Here is a 15,144-nt window from a genome sequence, read left to right as displayed (position 1 = left end):
ACTGAATGATCTGCGTAGGGTACCTACCCTGACGTTGGAACACACATTGTAAACGGAAAGAGCTGATAAAATGGCTGATCTGAAAGCACTCGCAGAAAGCATCGTGGGTCTGACCCTGCTGGAAGCACAAGAACTGAAAACCATCCTCAAAGACGAATACGGCATCGAGCCCGCAGCTGGCGGCGCCGTAATGGTCGCAGCAGCTGGTGGCGACGCCGGTGGCGCAGCTGAGGAAGAGAAAACCGAATTCGACGTCGTTCTGAAGAACGCCGGCGCTTCGAAAATCAACGTGATCAAAGAAGTTCGCGGCATCACCGGTCTGGGCCTGAAAGAAGCCAAGGAACTGGTCGAAGCTGGCGGCAAGATCAAAGAAGGCGTGTCGAAAGACGAAGCCGAAGACGTCAAAGCCAAGCTGGAAGCAGCTGGCGCCGAAGTCGAGCTGGCCTAAGCCTGGTCTCAGGCGCATCGCTGATGCGCCGAAAATTTTGGCTGGATCCGGAGAAATCCGGGTCCAGCCGAACCTGTCTTAGAAAGGGCCTCACGGAATGGGGCGTTTTCTAAGACACGGTTTTCGGATCGGGAGGCCGCCTTCGGGACGGTGGCCACGAATTGATCCGGACGTGTTGTCTCGATTGTGCAAGATGCCGGGGCCCGACGGTGTCTTTGCCCGCTGAGAACATCGAAAGGTGACATCTGACATGGCTCAAACGTTCCTTGGCCAGAAACGTCTTCGTAAATATTACGGCAAAATCCGCGAAGTGCTGGAGATGCCGAACCTCATTGAGGTGCAGAAATCTTCTTATGACCTTTTCCTGCGCTCCGGCGATGCAGAACAGCCCACAGACGGCGAAGGTATCAAAGGCGTGTTCCAATCGGTTTTCCCGATCAAGGATTTCAACGAAACCTCTGTTCTGGAGTTCGTGAAATACGATCTGGAGAAACCCAAATACGACGTCGAAGAGTGCATGCAGCGCGACATGACCTACAGCGCACCGCTGAAGGTTACCCTGCGCCTGATCGTGTTCGATGTCGATGAGGACACTGGCGCGAAATCGGTTAAAGACATCAAGGAACAGGATGTCTTCATGGGCGACATGCCCCTGATGACCCCGAACGGCACCTTTGTCGTCAACGGCACCGAGCGCGTGATCGTCTCCCAGATGCACCGCTCGCCCGGCGTGTTCTTTGACCACGACAAGGGTAAAACCCATTCCTCGGGCAAGCTGCTGTTTGCCTGCCGCATCATCCCGTATCGCGGCAGCTGGCTGGACTTCGAGTTCGACGCCAAGGATATCGTGTTCGCCCGGATCGACCGCCGCCGCAAACTGCCTGTGACAACCCTGCTATATGCGCTGGGTCTGGATCAGGAAGCGATCATGGACGCGTATTACAAAACCGTGTCCTACAAGCTGGACAAGAAGAAGGGCTGGGTCACGCCGTTCTTCCCCGAGCGTGTTCGCGGCACCCGTCCGACCTACGACCTGATCGACGCGAAATCAGGTGAGGTAATTGCCGAGGCAGGCAAGAAAGTCACCCCGCGCGCGGTCAAGAAGCTGATCGACGAGGGCACCGTCACCGAACTGCTGGTTCCGTTCGATCACATCGTTGGCAAGTTTGTCGCCAAGGACATCATCAACGAAGAAAACGGCGCGATCTATGTCGAAGCCGGTGACGAACTGACGCTGGAATATGACAAGGATGGCGACCTGATCGGCGGTACCGCGAAGGAACTGATCGACGCGGGCATCACCGATATTCCGGTTCTCGACATCGATAACGTCAATGTCGGACCCTACATGCGCAACACCATGGCGCAGGACAAGAACATGAACCGCGAAAGCGCGCTCATGGATATCTACCGCGTCATGCGTCCGGGAGAACCGCCCACCGTCGAAGCGGCGTCGGCCCTGTTCGACACCCTGTTCTTCGACAGCGAGCGGTATGACCTGTCGGCCGTTGGCCGCGTGAAGATGAACATGCGCCTGGCTCTGGACGCGCCGGATACCCTGCGTACCCTGCGCCGCGAAGACATCGTGGCCTGCGTCAAGGCTCTGGTCGAACTGCGCGACGGCAAAGGCGACGTGGACGATATCGACCACCTCGGCAACCGTCGTGTGCGTTCGGTCGGCGAACTGATGGAAAACCAGTACCGCGTCGGTCTGCTGCGTATGGAGCGCGCGATCAAAGAGCGTATGTCGTCGGTCGAGATCGACACCGTCATGCCGCAGGACCTGATCAACGCGAAACCGGCTGCTGCTGCTGTGCGTGAATTCTTTGGCTCGTCGCAGCTGTCGCAGTTCATGGACCAGACCAACCCGCTGTCGGAAGTCACCCACAAACGCCGTCTCTCGGCGCTTGGCCCCGGTGGTCTGACGCGTGAGCGTGCGGGCTTTGAAGTACGCGACGTGCACCCGACCCACTACGGCCGGATGTGCCCGATTGAAACGCCGGAAGGCCCGAACATCGGTCTGATCAACTCGCTGGCCACCTTTGCCCGCGTGAACAAGTATGGCTTCATCGAAACACCTTACCGCGTCGTCAAGGACGCCGAGGTGACCGATGAGGTTCACTACATGTCCGCGACCGAGGAAATGCGTCACACAGTGGCGCAGGCGAACGCTACGCTGGATAAGAACGGCAAGTTCATCAACGATCTGGTTTCGACCCGTCAGGCAGGCGATTACACCCTTGCCCCGCGCGAGAATGTGGACCTGATCGACGTGTCGCCGAAACAGCTGGTTTCGGTCGCGGCATCGCTGATTCCGTTCCTTGAAAATGACGACGCCAACCGCGCTCTGATGGGCTCGAACATGCAACGTCAGGCGGTTCCGCTGCTGCGGGCCGAGGCACCGCTGGTCGGTACCGGGATCGAGGAGAAGGTTGCAATCGACTCAGGCGCTGCGATTCAGGCGAAACGCGCCGGCATCATCGACCAGGTCGATGCCCAGCGTATCGTTATCCGTGCCACCGAGGATCTGGAACTGGGTGACGCTGGCGTTGATATCTATCGTCTGCGCAAGTTCCAGCGTTCGAACCAGAACACCTGCATCAACCAGCGTCCGCTGATCAAGGTGGGTGACACTGTCCAGAAGGGCGAGGTCATTGCCGACGGTCCGTCGACCGATATGGGTGAACTGGCCCTTGGTAAGAACGTGGTCGTCGCGTTCATGCCGTGGAACGGTTACAACTACGAAGACTCGATCCTGATCTCGGAACGTATCGCGCGTGACGACGTCTTTACCTCGGTCCATATCGAGGAATTCGAAGTCGCCGCCCGTGACACCAAGCTGGGCCCGGAAGAGATCACCCGCGACATCCCTAACGTCGGTGAAGAAGCGCTGCGCAACCTCGACGAGGCGGGCATCGTTTACATCGGCGCGGATGTGGAGCCGGGCGATATTCTGGTCGGCAAGATCACTCCGAAGGGCGAAAGCCCGATGACCCCGGAAGAAAAGCTGCTGCGCGCCATCTTTGGTGAAAAAGCATCTGACGTGCGCGACACCTCGCTGCGCGTGAAGCCGGGCGATTACGGTACGGTCGTCGAGGTTCGTGTCTTCAACCGTCACGGCGTCGAGAAAGACGAGCGTGCGCTGCAGATCGAGCGTGAGGAAGTCGAACGTCTGGCCCGTGACCGGGACGACGAGCTGGCGATCCTTGACCGCAACATCTATGCGCGTCTGCAAGGTCTGATCCTGGGTAAAACCGCTGTCAAAGGCCCGAAAGGTGTCAAGGCAGGGTCGGTGATCACCGAGGATCTGCTGGACACCCTGACCCGTGGTCAGTGGTGGCAGCTGGCGCTGGAAGACGAGCAGGACGCACAGATCGTCGAGGCCCTGAACGAGCAGTACGAAGTGCAGAAGCGCGCTCTGGATGCCCGTTTCGAAGACAAGGTCGAGAAGGTCCGCCGTGGCGACGACCTGCCGCCGGGTGTGATGAAGATGGTCAAAGTCTTCATCGCCGTGAAGCGTAAGCTGCAGCCGGGCGACAAAATGGCCGGTCGTCACGGGAACAAAGGTGTGATCTCCAAGGTTGTTCCAATGGAAGACATGCCGTTCCTGGCCGATGGGACCCCGGTCGACTTCTGTCTGAACCCGCTGGGTGTGCCTTCGCGTATGAACGTCGGTCAGATCCTTGAAACCCACATGGGTTGGGCCGCGCGCGGTCTGGGTCTGAACATCGATGAAGCTCTGGGTGAATACCGCCGTTCCGGCGACCTGACCCCGGTGCGCGAGGCGATGAAGCTGGCCTATGGCGAAGATGTCTACGAAGAAGGCATCACTGGCATGGACGAGGAAACGCTGATTGAGGCAGCGGGCAACGTGACCCGCGGTGTTCCGATCGCAACCCCGGTCTTTGACGGTGCCAAAGAGGCTGACGTCAACGACGCACTGGTGCGTGCGGGCTTCTCGGAAAGCGGTCAGTCGGTTCTGTTCGACGGTCGTACGGGTGAGCAATTTGCACGTCCGGTGACCGTGGGCATCAAGTACCTGCTGAAACTGCACCACCTGGTGGACGACAAGATCCACGCGCGTTCGACCGGGCCGTACAGCCTGGTTACCCAGCAGCCGCTGGGTGGTAAGGCGCAGTTCGGTGGTCAGCGCTTTGGTGAGATGGAGGTCTGGGCTCTGGAAGCTTACGGCGCCGCCTACACCCTGCAGGAGATGCTCACCGTGAAATCGGATGACGTCGCCGGCCGGACCAAGGTCTATGAGTCGATCGTCAAGGGCGAGGATAACTTTGAAGCGGGCGTACCGGAATCGTTCAACGTTCTGGTGAAAGAAGTCCGTGGCCTCGGCCTGAATATGGAACTCCTGGATGCGGAGGTTGAGGAATAGGTCTGACGTGTGATGCCAATTTGGCTTGCATATCTGGGTTTCCCGATTGGATTGGCGTTGCTCGCCGCAGCAGTTTGGAAACCCGATGCCGCAAGCCCTTGGTATGATCCAGAAAGACCAAAAGCCTTAGTCTGGGGCGTAATCATCTTAGCTACTGCCCTAGACGCCGCAATCTTTGGATATTTACCCATTTGGGGAGAATAAAATGAACCAGGAAATCACCAACAACCCGTTCAACCCGCTGACGCCCCCGAAGGTTTTCGACGAGATCAAGGTCTCGCTGGCGTCGCCCGAGCGGATCCTGTCTTGGTCCTATGGCGAGATCAAGAAACCCGAAACCATCAACTACCGGACGTTCAAGCCCGAGCGTGACGGCCTGTTCTGCGCGCGTATCTTTGGCCCGATCAAAGACTACGAATGTCTGTGCGGCAAATATAAGCGGATGAAGTATCGCGGCGTTGTCTGCGAGAAATGCGGTGTGGAAGTCACCCTGCAGAAAGTCCGCCGCGAGCGTATGGGCCACATCGAACTGGCCGCGCCCGTTGCACATATCTGGTTCCTGAAATCGCTGCCGTCCCGCATCGGTCTGATGTTGGACATGACGCTGCGCGATCTGGAACGCGTGCTGTACTTTGAAAACTATGTCGTTATCGAGCCCGGTCTGACCGACCTGACCTACGGCCAGATGCTGACCGAAGAAGAGTACATGGACGCGCAGGATGCCTATGGCATGGACGCGTTCACCGCGAATATCGGTGCCGAAGCCATCCGTGAGATGCTGGCCCAGATCGATCTGGAAGCCGAAGCCGAGCAGCTGCGCGCTGATCTGGCCGAAGCAACCGGCGAGCTGAAGCCCAAGAAGATCATCAAGCGTCTGAAAGTTGTCGAATCCTTCCTCGAGTCGGGCAACCGGCCTGAATGGATGGTCATGACCGTGATCCCGGTCATTCCGCCGGAACTGCGTCCGCTGGTTCCGCTGGATGGTGGCCGTTTCGCGACGTCGGATCTGAACGATCTGTATCGCCGCGTGATCAACCGGAACAACCGTCTGAAGCGTCTGATCGAATTGCGCGCGCCTGACATCATCGTCCGCAACGAAAAGCGGATGTTGCAGGAATCCGTGGATGCTCTGTTTGACAACGGCCGTCGTGGCCGGGTGATCACCGGCGCCAACAAGCGTCCGCTGAAATCGCTGTCGGACATGCTGAAAGGCAAGCAGGGTCGCTTCCGTCAGAACCTTCTGGGGAAACGCGTCGACTTCTCGGGCCGTTCGGTCATCGTGACCGGTCCGGAGCTTAAGCTGCACCAGTGTGGTCTGCCCAAGAAGATGGCGCTGGAGCTGTTCAAGCCATTCATCTACTCGCGCCTTGAAGCCAAGGGTCTGTCTTCGACCGTGAAACAGGCGAAGAAACTGGTCGAGAAAGAACGTCCCGAAGTGTGGGATATCCTCGACGAGGTGATCCGCGAACACCCTGTCATGCTGAACCGTGCGCCGACGCTGCACCGTCTTGGCATTCAGGCGTTCGAACCGGTCCTGATCGAAGGCAAAGCGATCCAGCTGCACCCGCTGGTCTGTTCGGCCTTCAACGCCGACTTCGACGGCGACCAGATGGCCGTTCACGTCCCGCTGAGCCTTGAGGCACAGCTGGAAGCCCGTGTTCTGATGATGTCGACGAACAACGTTCTGTCGCCTGCAAACGGCGCGCCGATCATCGTTCCGTCGCAGGACATGATCCTGGGTCTGTACTATGTGTCGCTGGAACGTGCAGGTATGCCGGGCGAAGGCAAGGTCTTTGGTTCGATCGACGAAGTTCAGCACGCGCTGGATGCGGGTGAGGTGCATTTGCACACCAAAATCACCGCGCGGATCACGCAGATCGACGAAGAAGGCAACGAAGTTCAGAAGCGCTATGAAACCACTCCGGGCCGTCTGCGTCTGGGTGCCCTGCTGCCGATGAACAACAAGGCACCGTTCGATCTGGTCAACCGCCTGCTGCGGAAGAAAGAAGTGCAGCAGGTGATCGACACCGTCTACCGCTACTGCGGTCAGAAAGAGTCGGTTATCTTCTGTGACCAGATCATGTCGATGGGCTTCAAAGAAGCGTTCAGGGCGGGCATCTCGTTCGGTAAGGACGACATGGTCATTCCAGACGACAAGTGGGGCATCGTTGATGACACCCGCGATCAGGTGAAAGACTTCGAACAGCAGTACATGGACGGCCTGATCACTCAGGGCGAAAAGTACAACAAGGTTGTCGATGCCTGGTCGAAGTGTAACGACCGTGTGACCGAGGCGATGATGAGCACCATCTCGAACGTCGCCAAGGCCGAAGACGGGTCTGACATGGAACCGAACTCGGTCTACATGATGGCCCACTCCGGTGCGCGGGGCTCGGTCACTCAGATGAAACAGCTGGGCGGTATGCGCGGCCTGATGGCCAAGCCGAACGGTGACATCATCGAGACGCCGATCATCTCGAACTTCAAGGAAGGTCTGACCGTTCTTGAATACTTCAACTCGACCCACGGTGCCCGTAAGGGTCTGTCGGATACCGCTCTGAAGACGGCGAACTCGGGTTACCTGACCCGTCGTCTGGTGGACGTGGCGCAGGACTGCATCGTTCGCGAGATCGACTGCGGCACCGAGCGCGCAATCACTGCCGAAGCTGCGGTCAACGACGGTGAGGTTGTCGCCTCGCTGGCTGAACGTATTCTGGGCCGTGTGGCGGCTGACGATATCCTGCGTCCGGGTACGGATGAGGTGCTTGTCGCGGCTGGTCAGCTGATCGACGAACGTATGGCAGACACCATCGACGAAGCGGGCGTTCAGTCGACCCGCATCCGCTCACCTCTGACCTGCGAGTCCGAGGAAGGCGTCTGTGCCACCTGCTACGGTCGTGACCTTGCTCGCGGTACCATGGTGAACACGGGTGAGGCTGTCGGCATCATCGCCGCCCAGTCCATCGGTGAACCCGGTACACAGCTGACGATGCGGACCTTCCACATCGGTGGTGTTGCGCAAGGTGGTCAGCAGTCGTTCCAGGAAGCCAGCCAGGCTGGTGTCGTATCCTTCGAGAACCCGCAGATCCTGGTCAATGCCGCAGGCGAAAGCCTTGTCATGGGCCGGAACATGAAGCTGGTGATCAAGGACGATCACGGCGAAGAGCGCGCCAGCCACAAGCTGGGCTACGGCTCCAAGCTGTTCGTCAAGGAAGGCACCAAGGTGGCCCGCGGCGACAAGCTGTTCGAATGGGATCCCTACACCCTGCCGATCATCGCCGAGAAAGCCGGTACCACCAAATACGTCGATCTGGTTTCGGGCCTTGCCGTCCGTGACGAGACCGACGAAGCAACCGGCATGACCCAGAAGATCGTGATCGACTGGCGCGCCGCCCCCCGTGGCAGCGACCTCAAGCCCGAGATCATTCTGGTCGGTGACGATGGCGAACCGGTCCGCAACGATGCGGGCAACCCGGTTCACTATCCGATGTCGGTGGATGCGATCCTGTCGGTCGAAGATGGCCAGAAGATCGAAGCCGGTGACGTTGTTGCGCGTATTCCGCGTGAAGGTGCCAAGACCAAGGACATCACCGGTGGTCTGCCGCGTGTGGCCGAACTGTTCGAAGCCCGCCGTCCGAAAGATCACGCGATCATCGCAGAAGCCGATGGTTACGTGCGCTTTGGCCGCGACTACAAGAACAAGCGCCGCATCAGCATCGAACCGGCTGACGAGTCGCTGGAACCCATCGAGTACATGGTACCCAAGGGCAAGCACATCCCTGTTGTCGAAGGCGACTTCGTTCAGAAGGGCGACTACATCATGGACGGTAACCCGGCCCCGCATGACATCCTGTCCATCATGGGTGTCGAGGCGCTGGCGAACTACATGATCGACGAAGTGCAGGACGTGTATCGTCTGCAAGGCGTGAAGATCAACGACAAGCACATCGAAGTCATCGTGCGCCAGATGCTGCAGAAGTGGGAGATCCTGGATTCAGGCGACACCACCCTGCTGAAAGGCGAACATGTCGACAAGCAGGAGTTCGACGCAGCCAACGAAAAGACCATCGCCCGCGGTGGTCGTCCGGCACAGGGTGAGCCGATCCTTCTGGGGATCACCAAGGCTTCGTTGCAGACGCGTTCGTTCATCTCGGCGGCGTCGTTCCAGGAAACCACCCGCGTACTGACCGAAGCGTCCGTGCAGGGCAAAAAGGACAAGCTGGTCGGCCTGAAAGAGAACGTCATCGTTGGTCGCCTGATTCCCGCCGGTACCGGTGGGGCCACGCAGGCCGTCCGCCACATCGCCCAGTCGCGCGACAATGTGGTGATCGAAGCCCGCCGGGAAGAGGCCGAAGCGGCCGCTGCCCTGGCTGCGCCGATCATGGATGATGATCTGGTCGGGGATGAGCTGGACGTTCTGGTGGAAACACCCGAAAGCCGCGAGTAATCGCCCGATTGACAAGTTTAGGAAGGCCCCGCGATTTCGCGGGGCCTTTCGTTTTTGTGGGCTGAAACGCGCACCACGCTTAGGGCGGTTCCGGACCACTGGCATATCGCGCTCGCCGTATGAGACCTGCAATAACAGCAGGGTTTTTCTGATTTCGCCTAAACTGTGCTACCATCCGCCTTGAATTCACACAGGTGACGGGGGTGAATGATGAGAACTGTCACAAAGCTGTCGCGCGTATTTTCGGTTTTCGGTCTGGGCCTGATGGCCGCCTGCACGGACTATGCCTATGTGGGGATGCCGCCGGGGCAGCCATCGCGTGAGATCGTGATCCCGAACGGCACGACGCGCCTGATCCCGATCTCCGCCTCGATCGTCGGGTTGGCTTATGATGAGCCGCGACGGCGGATCTTCCTGCGCAATCTTCCCGGCACCCAACTACAGGAGTTGGACCGAAATGGCCGTGTTCTGCGTACCTTTGCGGCACAGCGGGTTCCGGCCGGATGCGGTGGCATCACACCTGACGAGTTTCCCATCAAGGAATGCGGGTTGGCCATTCGGGGAAGCGACGGGCATTTGTTCCTCGACCATCCGAACGGGGTGATGATCGCGGAACTGACCCGCGACGGGCAATTTGTGCGCAACATAACCCTCAGCCAGCCACAGGGGCCGATTGGCGGGCTGGCCTTTGATGAAACGACCGGCACGCTTTATGTGCTGTTCATCCGCAATCGCCTGATCGCCGAGGTGGATTTGAACGGCACGGTGCTTAGGACAATCCGGGCGACCAATCCATCGGTCGGCGCAGCGGTGCAGATCGAACGCTTTGGCCTTGGCATCAATTCCAAACGCCGCGAGCTTTATGTTGCGCTTCAGAACGGCAACCAGCTTGGCGTTCTGGACATGTCCGGCGGGTTGATCGCAACGCACACGCTCAGCGCCGGGGTGGCTGTGGAAGGTATCGGAGGCGGTCGGGTCTCTGGTCTCTGATAGGGGCTCAGAAGGCGTTTTCGGCCCGCTCCCAACGCGTCGGAGCGTAATTCTTGCGCTGATCTGATTTGATGCGTTGACAGGCGGCTGTCCGATTGGGCCAATGGCCCGATCACTCTGCGCAGGGCCAAATCTGACATGAACCCAAACACCAAAGGTGCCTTGCTGATGATGGGCAGCATGGCGGCCTTCACCCTGAACGACACTTTGGTCAAGGTCGCGCTTCGGGATCTGCCATTGTTCCAACTGGTGGCCATGCGGGGCGTCCTGGCCGTTTTCCTTGTCTACGGTCTTGCCCGTTATCTGGGGGCGCTGCACCTCAATTTCTCAAACCGCGACCGGTTGCTGGTTGCGCTGCGCAGTCTGGCCGAACTGTCGGCCACCTTCTTTTTTCTGACAGCGCTCAAGAACATGCCGCTTGCCAATGTGACGGCCATTCTGCAGGCGCTGCCCCTGACCGTGACGCTGGGCGCGGCGCTGGTCTTCTCCGAACAGGTCGGCTGGCGGCGCATATTGGCGATTGCCATTGGTTTTGGTGGCATGGTTTTGATCGTCAGACCCGGTCCTGACGGCTTCAGCCTGTATTCCATCTACGCGCTGATCGCAGTGGCTTCGATCACGGTTCGCGATCTGGTGACGCGACGCATGTCGCCCCAGGTTCCGTCAATGGTGGTGACGCTGGCGACGTCTCTCTCCATCACCGTGGCCGCAGCGATTGCTTCGGTGTTCGAAGGATGGGTTCCGGTTTCCGGCGCGGCGGGTTCTCTGGTTGCGGCGGCGGCCGTGTTCGTCCTGATGGGCTACCTGTTCAGCGTCATGGTCATGCGTCAGGGCGATGTCGGGTTCATCGCGCCGTTTCGCTATTCCAGCCTGATCTGGGCCCTGGGGTTGGGTTGGGCCGTATTCGATGAATGGCCCGACGGTCTGACCATGCTGGGTGCGACACTGATTGTGGCCGCCGGACTGTTTACGCTGTTCCGGGAACGCGCGCGTCGGGAAGCGGCGTGAACCTGCGTGACACGGCTCTGAACACTGGTTATCCAAAGGCGAAACCCAGCCTCCGGTTGCGGGCTTGGCACTTCCGGTGCAGCGCGGTTATATGAACCCGGTAAAGCCCGCGCACCTACTTCGGCACGGCCCGGATCAGCCTATTGCCGGGCAACCGGTATCGTGCTGTTGACACTCGGGCCGACTCCCCCTATTACGCGCGTCATCTCGGTGCCGGGGGCCGCCCCATAGCCGATTCCAGTAATGAGCTGGTCAAGGCCCGGACAATTTTGCAGTTCGCGCCCTCTGAGAAACAACCGCGACGTTCACCTCGGAATGGGAACGCTCGTGGGTTTTGCGCTTGTGGACGCATAAGCGCAGCGAAGTTAGCCGCACGCAGCCCGCGTGCATGTCATGTGTGTTGCAAAACGGGGAAGAAACCGGAATGCCAACTATTCAACAGCTGATCCGCAAACCGCGGCAGCCCAAAGTAAAACGCTCGAAGTCCATGCACCTGGAGCAGTGCCCGCAGAAACGCGGCGTCTGCACACGTGTTTACACCACCACACCGAAGAAACCGAACTCGGCTATGCGTAAGGTTGCCAAGGTGCGCCTGACCAACGGGTTCGAGGTCATCTCGTACATCCCCGGTGAAAGCCACAACCTTCAAGAACACTCGGTTGTTCTGATCCGTGGCGGCCGTGTGAAAGACCTTCCCGGTGTGCGTTACCACATCCTGCGCGGTGTTCTGGATACTCAGGGCGTCAAAGACCGTAAGCAACGCCGTTCGAAATACGGCGCGAAGCGTCCCAAGTAAGAAGGAGAGGCTGATATGTCACGTCGTCACGCCGCCGAAAAACGCGAAGTCCTGCCTGACGCCAAGTTTGGCGATAAGGTTCTGACCAAATTCATGAACAACCTGATGATCGACGGCAAGAAGTCGGTCGCCGAGCGCATCGTCTACAACGCCTTTGACCGCGTTGAGAACAAGATCAAGCGCGCGCCCGTCGAAGTGTTCCACGAAGCACTCGACAACATCAAACCGTCGGTCGAGGTTCGCTCGCGCCGGGTTGGTGGTGCAACCTATCAGGTTCCGGTCGAAGTCCGCCCCGAGCGCCGCGAAGCACTGGCCATCCGCTGGCTGATCACCGCTGCGCGCGGCCGCAATGAAAACACCATGGAAGAACGCCTCGCCGGTGAACTGCTGGACGCTGTACAGTCCCGCGGTACCGCCGTGAAGAAGCGCGAAGACACCCACAAGATGGCCGAGGCGAACAAAGCCTTCAGCCATTACCGTTGGTAATCCCAGAGGCTTATCCAAATGGCACGCGAATATCCGCTCGAACTATACCGTAACTTCGGTATCATGGCGCACATCGACGCAGGTAAGACCACCTGCTCGGAGCGTATCCTGTATTACACTGGTAAATCCCACAACATCGGTGAGGTGCACGATGGTGCAGCCACCATGGACTGGATGGAGCAGGAGCAGGAACGCGGCATCACCATCACTTCGGCTGCGACCACCACCTTCTGGGAACGCACCGAAGACGGTCAGACTGCCGATACCCCCAAGCACCGTCTGAACATCATCGACACCCCCGGCCACGTTGACTTCACCATCGAAGTCGAACGCTCGCTGGCGGTTCTCGACGGTGCCGTCTGCGTTCTGGACGCAAACGCCGGTGTTGAACCCCAGACCGAAACCGTGTGGCGTCAGGCTGACCGCTACAAGGTTCCGCGTATGGTTTTCGTCAACAAGATGGACAAGATCGGCGCAGACTTCTTCAACTGCGTTCGCATGATCGAAGACCGCACCGGCGCACGCGCTGTTCCGGTTGGTATTCCGATCGGTGCCGAAACCGAGCTGGAAGGCCTGGTTGATCTGGTCACCATGGAAGAGTGGCTGTGGCAGGGCGAAGACCTTGGTGCAAGCTGGGTCAAAGCTCCGATCCGCGACAGCCTGAAAGACATGGCTGACGAATGGCGCGGCAAGATGATCGAAGCGGCCGTCGAAGAAGACGACGACGCGATGATGGCCTATCTGGAAGGCGAAGAGCCCGACGTTCCGACCCTGCGCAAACTGCTGCGCAAAGGCACGCTGGCGCTGCATTTCGTACCCGTTCTGGGAGGCTCGGCGTTCAAGAACAAAGGCGTTCAGCCGTTGCTCAATGCTGTGATCGACTATCTGCCCAGCCCGCTGGACGTTGTTGATTACATGGGCTTCAAACCCGGCGACGAGGAAGAAGTTCGTAACATCGCACGTCGTGCCGATGACGGCATGGCCTTCTCGGGTCTGGCGTTCAAAATCATGAACGACCCCTTCGTCGGTTCGCTGACCTTCACCCGGATCTACTCGGGCACCATGAACAAGGGTGACTCGATCCTGAACTCGACCAAAGGCAAGAAAGAGCGCATCGGTCGTATGATGATGATGCACTCCAACAACCGGGAAGAGATCGAAGAAGCGTTTGCAGGCGACATCATCGCGCTGGCGGGTCTGAAAGACACCACCACCGGTGACACTCTGTGCGATGCGAAGGATCCGGTGGTTCTGGAAACCATGACCTTCCCCGATCCGGTGATCGAGATCGCGGTCGAGCCCAAAACCAAGGGCGACCAGGAAAAGATGTCTCAGGGTCTGGCCCGTCTGGCCGCCGAAGACCCGTCCTTCCGCGTGGAAACCGACCTGGAATCGGGTCAGACCATCATGAAGGGCATGGGCGAACTTCACCTGGACATCCTGGTGGACCGTCTCAAGCGCGAGTTCAAGGTCGAAGCCAACATCGGTGCGCCTCAGGTGGCTTATCGTGAAACCATCTCGATGCCGGTCGAACACACCTACACCCACAAGAAACAGTCGGGTGGTTCGGGTCAGTTCGCCGAAGTCAAGCTGGAGATCCAGCCCACCGAGGCAGGCGAAGGTTATTCGTTCGAAAGCCGCATCGTTGGTGGTGCCGTTCCGAAGGAATACATCCCCGGTGTTGAAAAAGGCATCAACTCGGTCATGGACAGCGGCCCTCTGGCTGGCTTCCCCGTGATCGACTTCAAGGTTGCCCTGCTGGACGGTAAGTTCCACGATGTTGACTCGAGCGTTCTGGCGTTCGAAATCGCGGCCCGTATGTGTATGCGTGAAGGCATGCGCAAAGCTGGCGCGAAGCTGCTGGAACCGATCATGAAGGTCGAAGTGATCACCCCGGAAGAATACACCGGCGGTATCATCGGCGACCTGACCTCGCGTCGGGGCCAGGTGTCTGGTCAGGAACCGCGCGGCAACGCGATCGCGATCGATGCGTTTGTTCCGCTGGCGAACATGTTCGGCTACATCAACACCCTGCGTTCGATGTCGTCGGGCCGCGCCCAGTTCACCATGCAGTTCGACCACTACGATCCGGTTCCGCAGAACATCTCGGACGAGATCCAGGCGAAATACGCATAAGCGACGATTTGAGGGAGCGCCGTTCCGGGGCTCCCTTCATTACAGAAAAAGGAGGCCATCATGGCAAAGGAAAAGTTTGAGCGTAATAAGCCGCACGTCAACATCGGCACGATTGGGCACGTTGACCACGGCAAGACGACGCTGACCGCAGCGATCACCAAGTATTTCGGTGACTTCAAGGCGTATGACCAGATTGACGGCGCGCCGGAAGAGAAAGCCCGCGGCATCACCATCTCGACCGCGCACGTGGAATACGAGACCGACGCGCGCCACTATGCGCATGTCGACTGCCCCGGCCACGCCGACTACGTCAAGAACATGATCACCGGTGCCGCTCAGATGGACGGCGCGATCCTGGTTGTGAACGCAGCGGACGGCCCGATGCCGCAGACCCGCGAGCACATCCTGCTGGGCCGCCAGGTTGGCATCCCGAAGATGGTCGTGTT

General features: G+C 59.0%; 9 protein-coding genes. All 9 read left to right on the top strand.

Annotation, left to right across the window (positions count from 1 at the left end; all coding sequences use genetic code 11):
• Nucleotides 1–70 precede the first annotated feature (70 nt).
• Nucleotides 71–448 carry a 50S ribosomal protein L7/L12 gene (rplL, locus tag AC2FPW_RS15145; RefSeq protein WP_209507787.1) on the top strand — a complete coding sequence of 126 codons (378 nt, stop codon included), beginning with the start codon at nucleotides 71–73 and terminating at the stop codon, nucleotides 446–448.
• 250 nt (nucleotides 449–698) lie between these two features.
• Complete coding sequence (rpoB, locus tag AC2FPW_RS15140) at nucleotides 699–4,835, top strand: DNA-directed RNA polymerase subunit beta (RefSeq protein WP_496814358.1); 4,137 nt, start codon at nucleotides 699–701, stop codon at nucleotides 4,833–4,835.
• Between the two features lie 205 nt (nucleotides 4,836–5,040).
• A complete protein-coding gene (gene rpoC / locus AC2FPW_RS15135; protein WP_496804270.1) occupies nucleotides 5,041–9,282 on the top strand; it encodes a DNA-directed RNA polymerase subunit beta' in 4,242 nt (1,413 codons plus the stop codon).
• Nucleotides 9,283–9,492: 210 nt separating this feature from the next.
• On the top strand, nucleotides 9,493–10,272 hold the full coding sequence (locus AC2FPW_RS15130) for a hypothetical protein (RefSeq protein ID WP_496754536.1): 780 nt from the start codon (nucleotides 9,493–9,495) through the stop codon (nucleotides 10,270–10,272).
• 138 nt (nucleotides 10,273–10,410) lie between these two features.
• A complete protein-coding gene (locus tag AC2FPW_RS15125; protein WP_496814357.1) occupies nucleotides 10,411–11,280 on the top strand; it encodes a DMT family transporter in 870 nt (289 codons plus the stop codon).
• A 424-nt stretch (nucleotides 11,281–11,704) separates the two neighbouring features.
• Nucleotides 11,705–12,076: a 30S ribosomal protein S12 gene (gene rpsL / locus AC2FPW_RS15120; RefSeq protein ID WP_005621086.1), complete on the top strand. Its 372-nt coding sequence runs from the start codon at nucleotides 11,705–11,707 to the stop codon at nucleotides 12,074–12,076.
• Nucleotides 12,077–12,091: 15 nt separating this feature from the next.
• Nucleotides 12,092–12,562, top strand: coding sequence for a 30S ribosomal protein S7 (rpsG, locus tag AC2FPW_RS15115; protein ID WP_039529242.1), 471 nt, complete (start codon nucleotides 12,092–12,094; stop codon nucleotides 12,560–12,562).
• A gap of 18 nt (nucleotides 12,563–12,580) precedes the next feature.
• Nucleotides 12,581–14,698, top strand: coding sequence for an elongation factor G (gene fusA, locus AC2FPW_RS15110; RefSeq protein WP_209507797.1), 2,118 nt, complete (start codon nucleotides 12,581–12,583; stop codon nucleotides 14,696–14,698).
• 60 nt (nucleotides 14,699–14,758) lie between these two features.
• A partial coding sequence (locus AC2FPW_RS15105) for a GTP-binding protein (protein WP_496814355.1) occupies nucleotides 14,759–15,144 on the top strand: 386 nt, incomplete at its 3' end.

The sequence above is a fragment of the Ruegeria sp. SATB027 genome (genome assembly GCF_059613825.1).
This window is presented reverse-complemented; position numbering and strand designations above follow the sequence as displayed.

Coding starts and splice junctions, on each gene's coding strand:
- rplL (WP_209507787.1), top strand. CDS start 71: ATGGCTGATCTGAAAGCACTCGCAGAAAGCATCGTGGGTCTGACCCTG.
- AC2FPW_RS15125 (WP_496814357.1), top strand. CDS start 10,411: ATGAACCCAAACACCAAAGGTGCCTTGCTGATGATGGGCAGCATGGCG.
- fusA (WP_209507797.1), top strand. CDS start 12,581: ATGGCACGCGAATATCCGCTCGAACTATACCGTAACTTCGGTATCATG.
- rpoC (WP_496804270.1), top strand. CDS start 5,041: ATGAACCAGGAAATCACCAACAACCCGTTCAACCCGCTGACGCCCCCG.
- AC2FPW_RS15130 (WP_496754536.1), top strand. CDS start 9,493: ATGAGAACTGTCACAAAGCTGTCGCGCGTATTTTCGGTTTTCGGTCTG.
- rpsG (WP_039529242.1), top strand. CDS start 12,092: ATGTCACGTCGTCACGCCGCCGAAAAACGCGAAGTCCTGCCTGACGCC.
- rpoB (WP_496814358.1), top strand. CDS start 699: ATGGCTCAAACGTTCCTTGGCCAGAAACGTCTTCGTAAATATTACGGC.
- rpsL (WP_005621086.1), top strand. CDS start 11,705: ATGCCAACTATTCAACAGCTGATCCGCAAACCGCGGCAGCCCAAAGTA.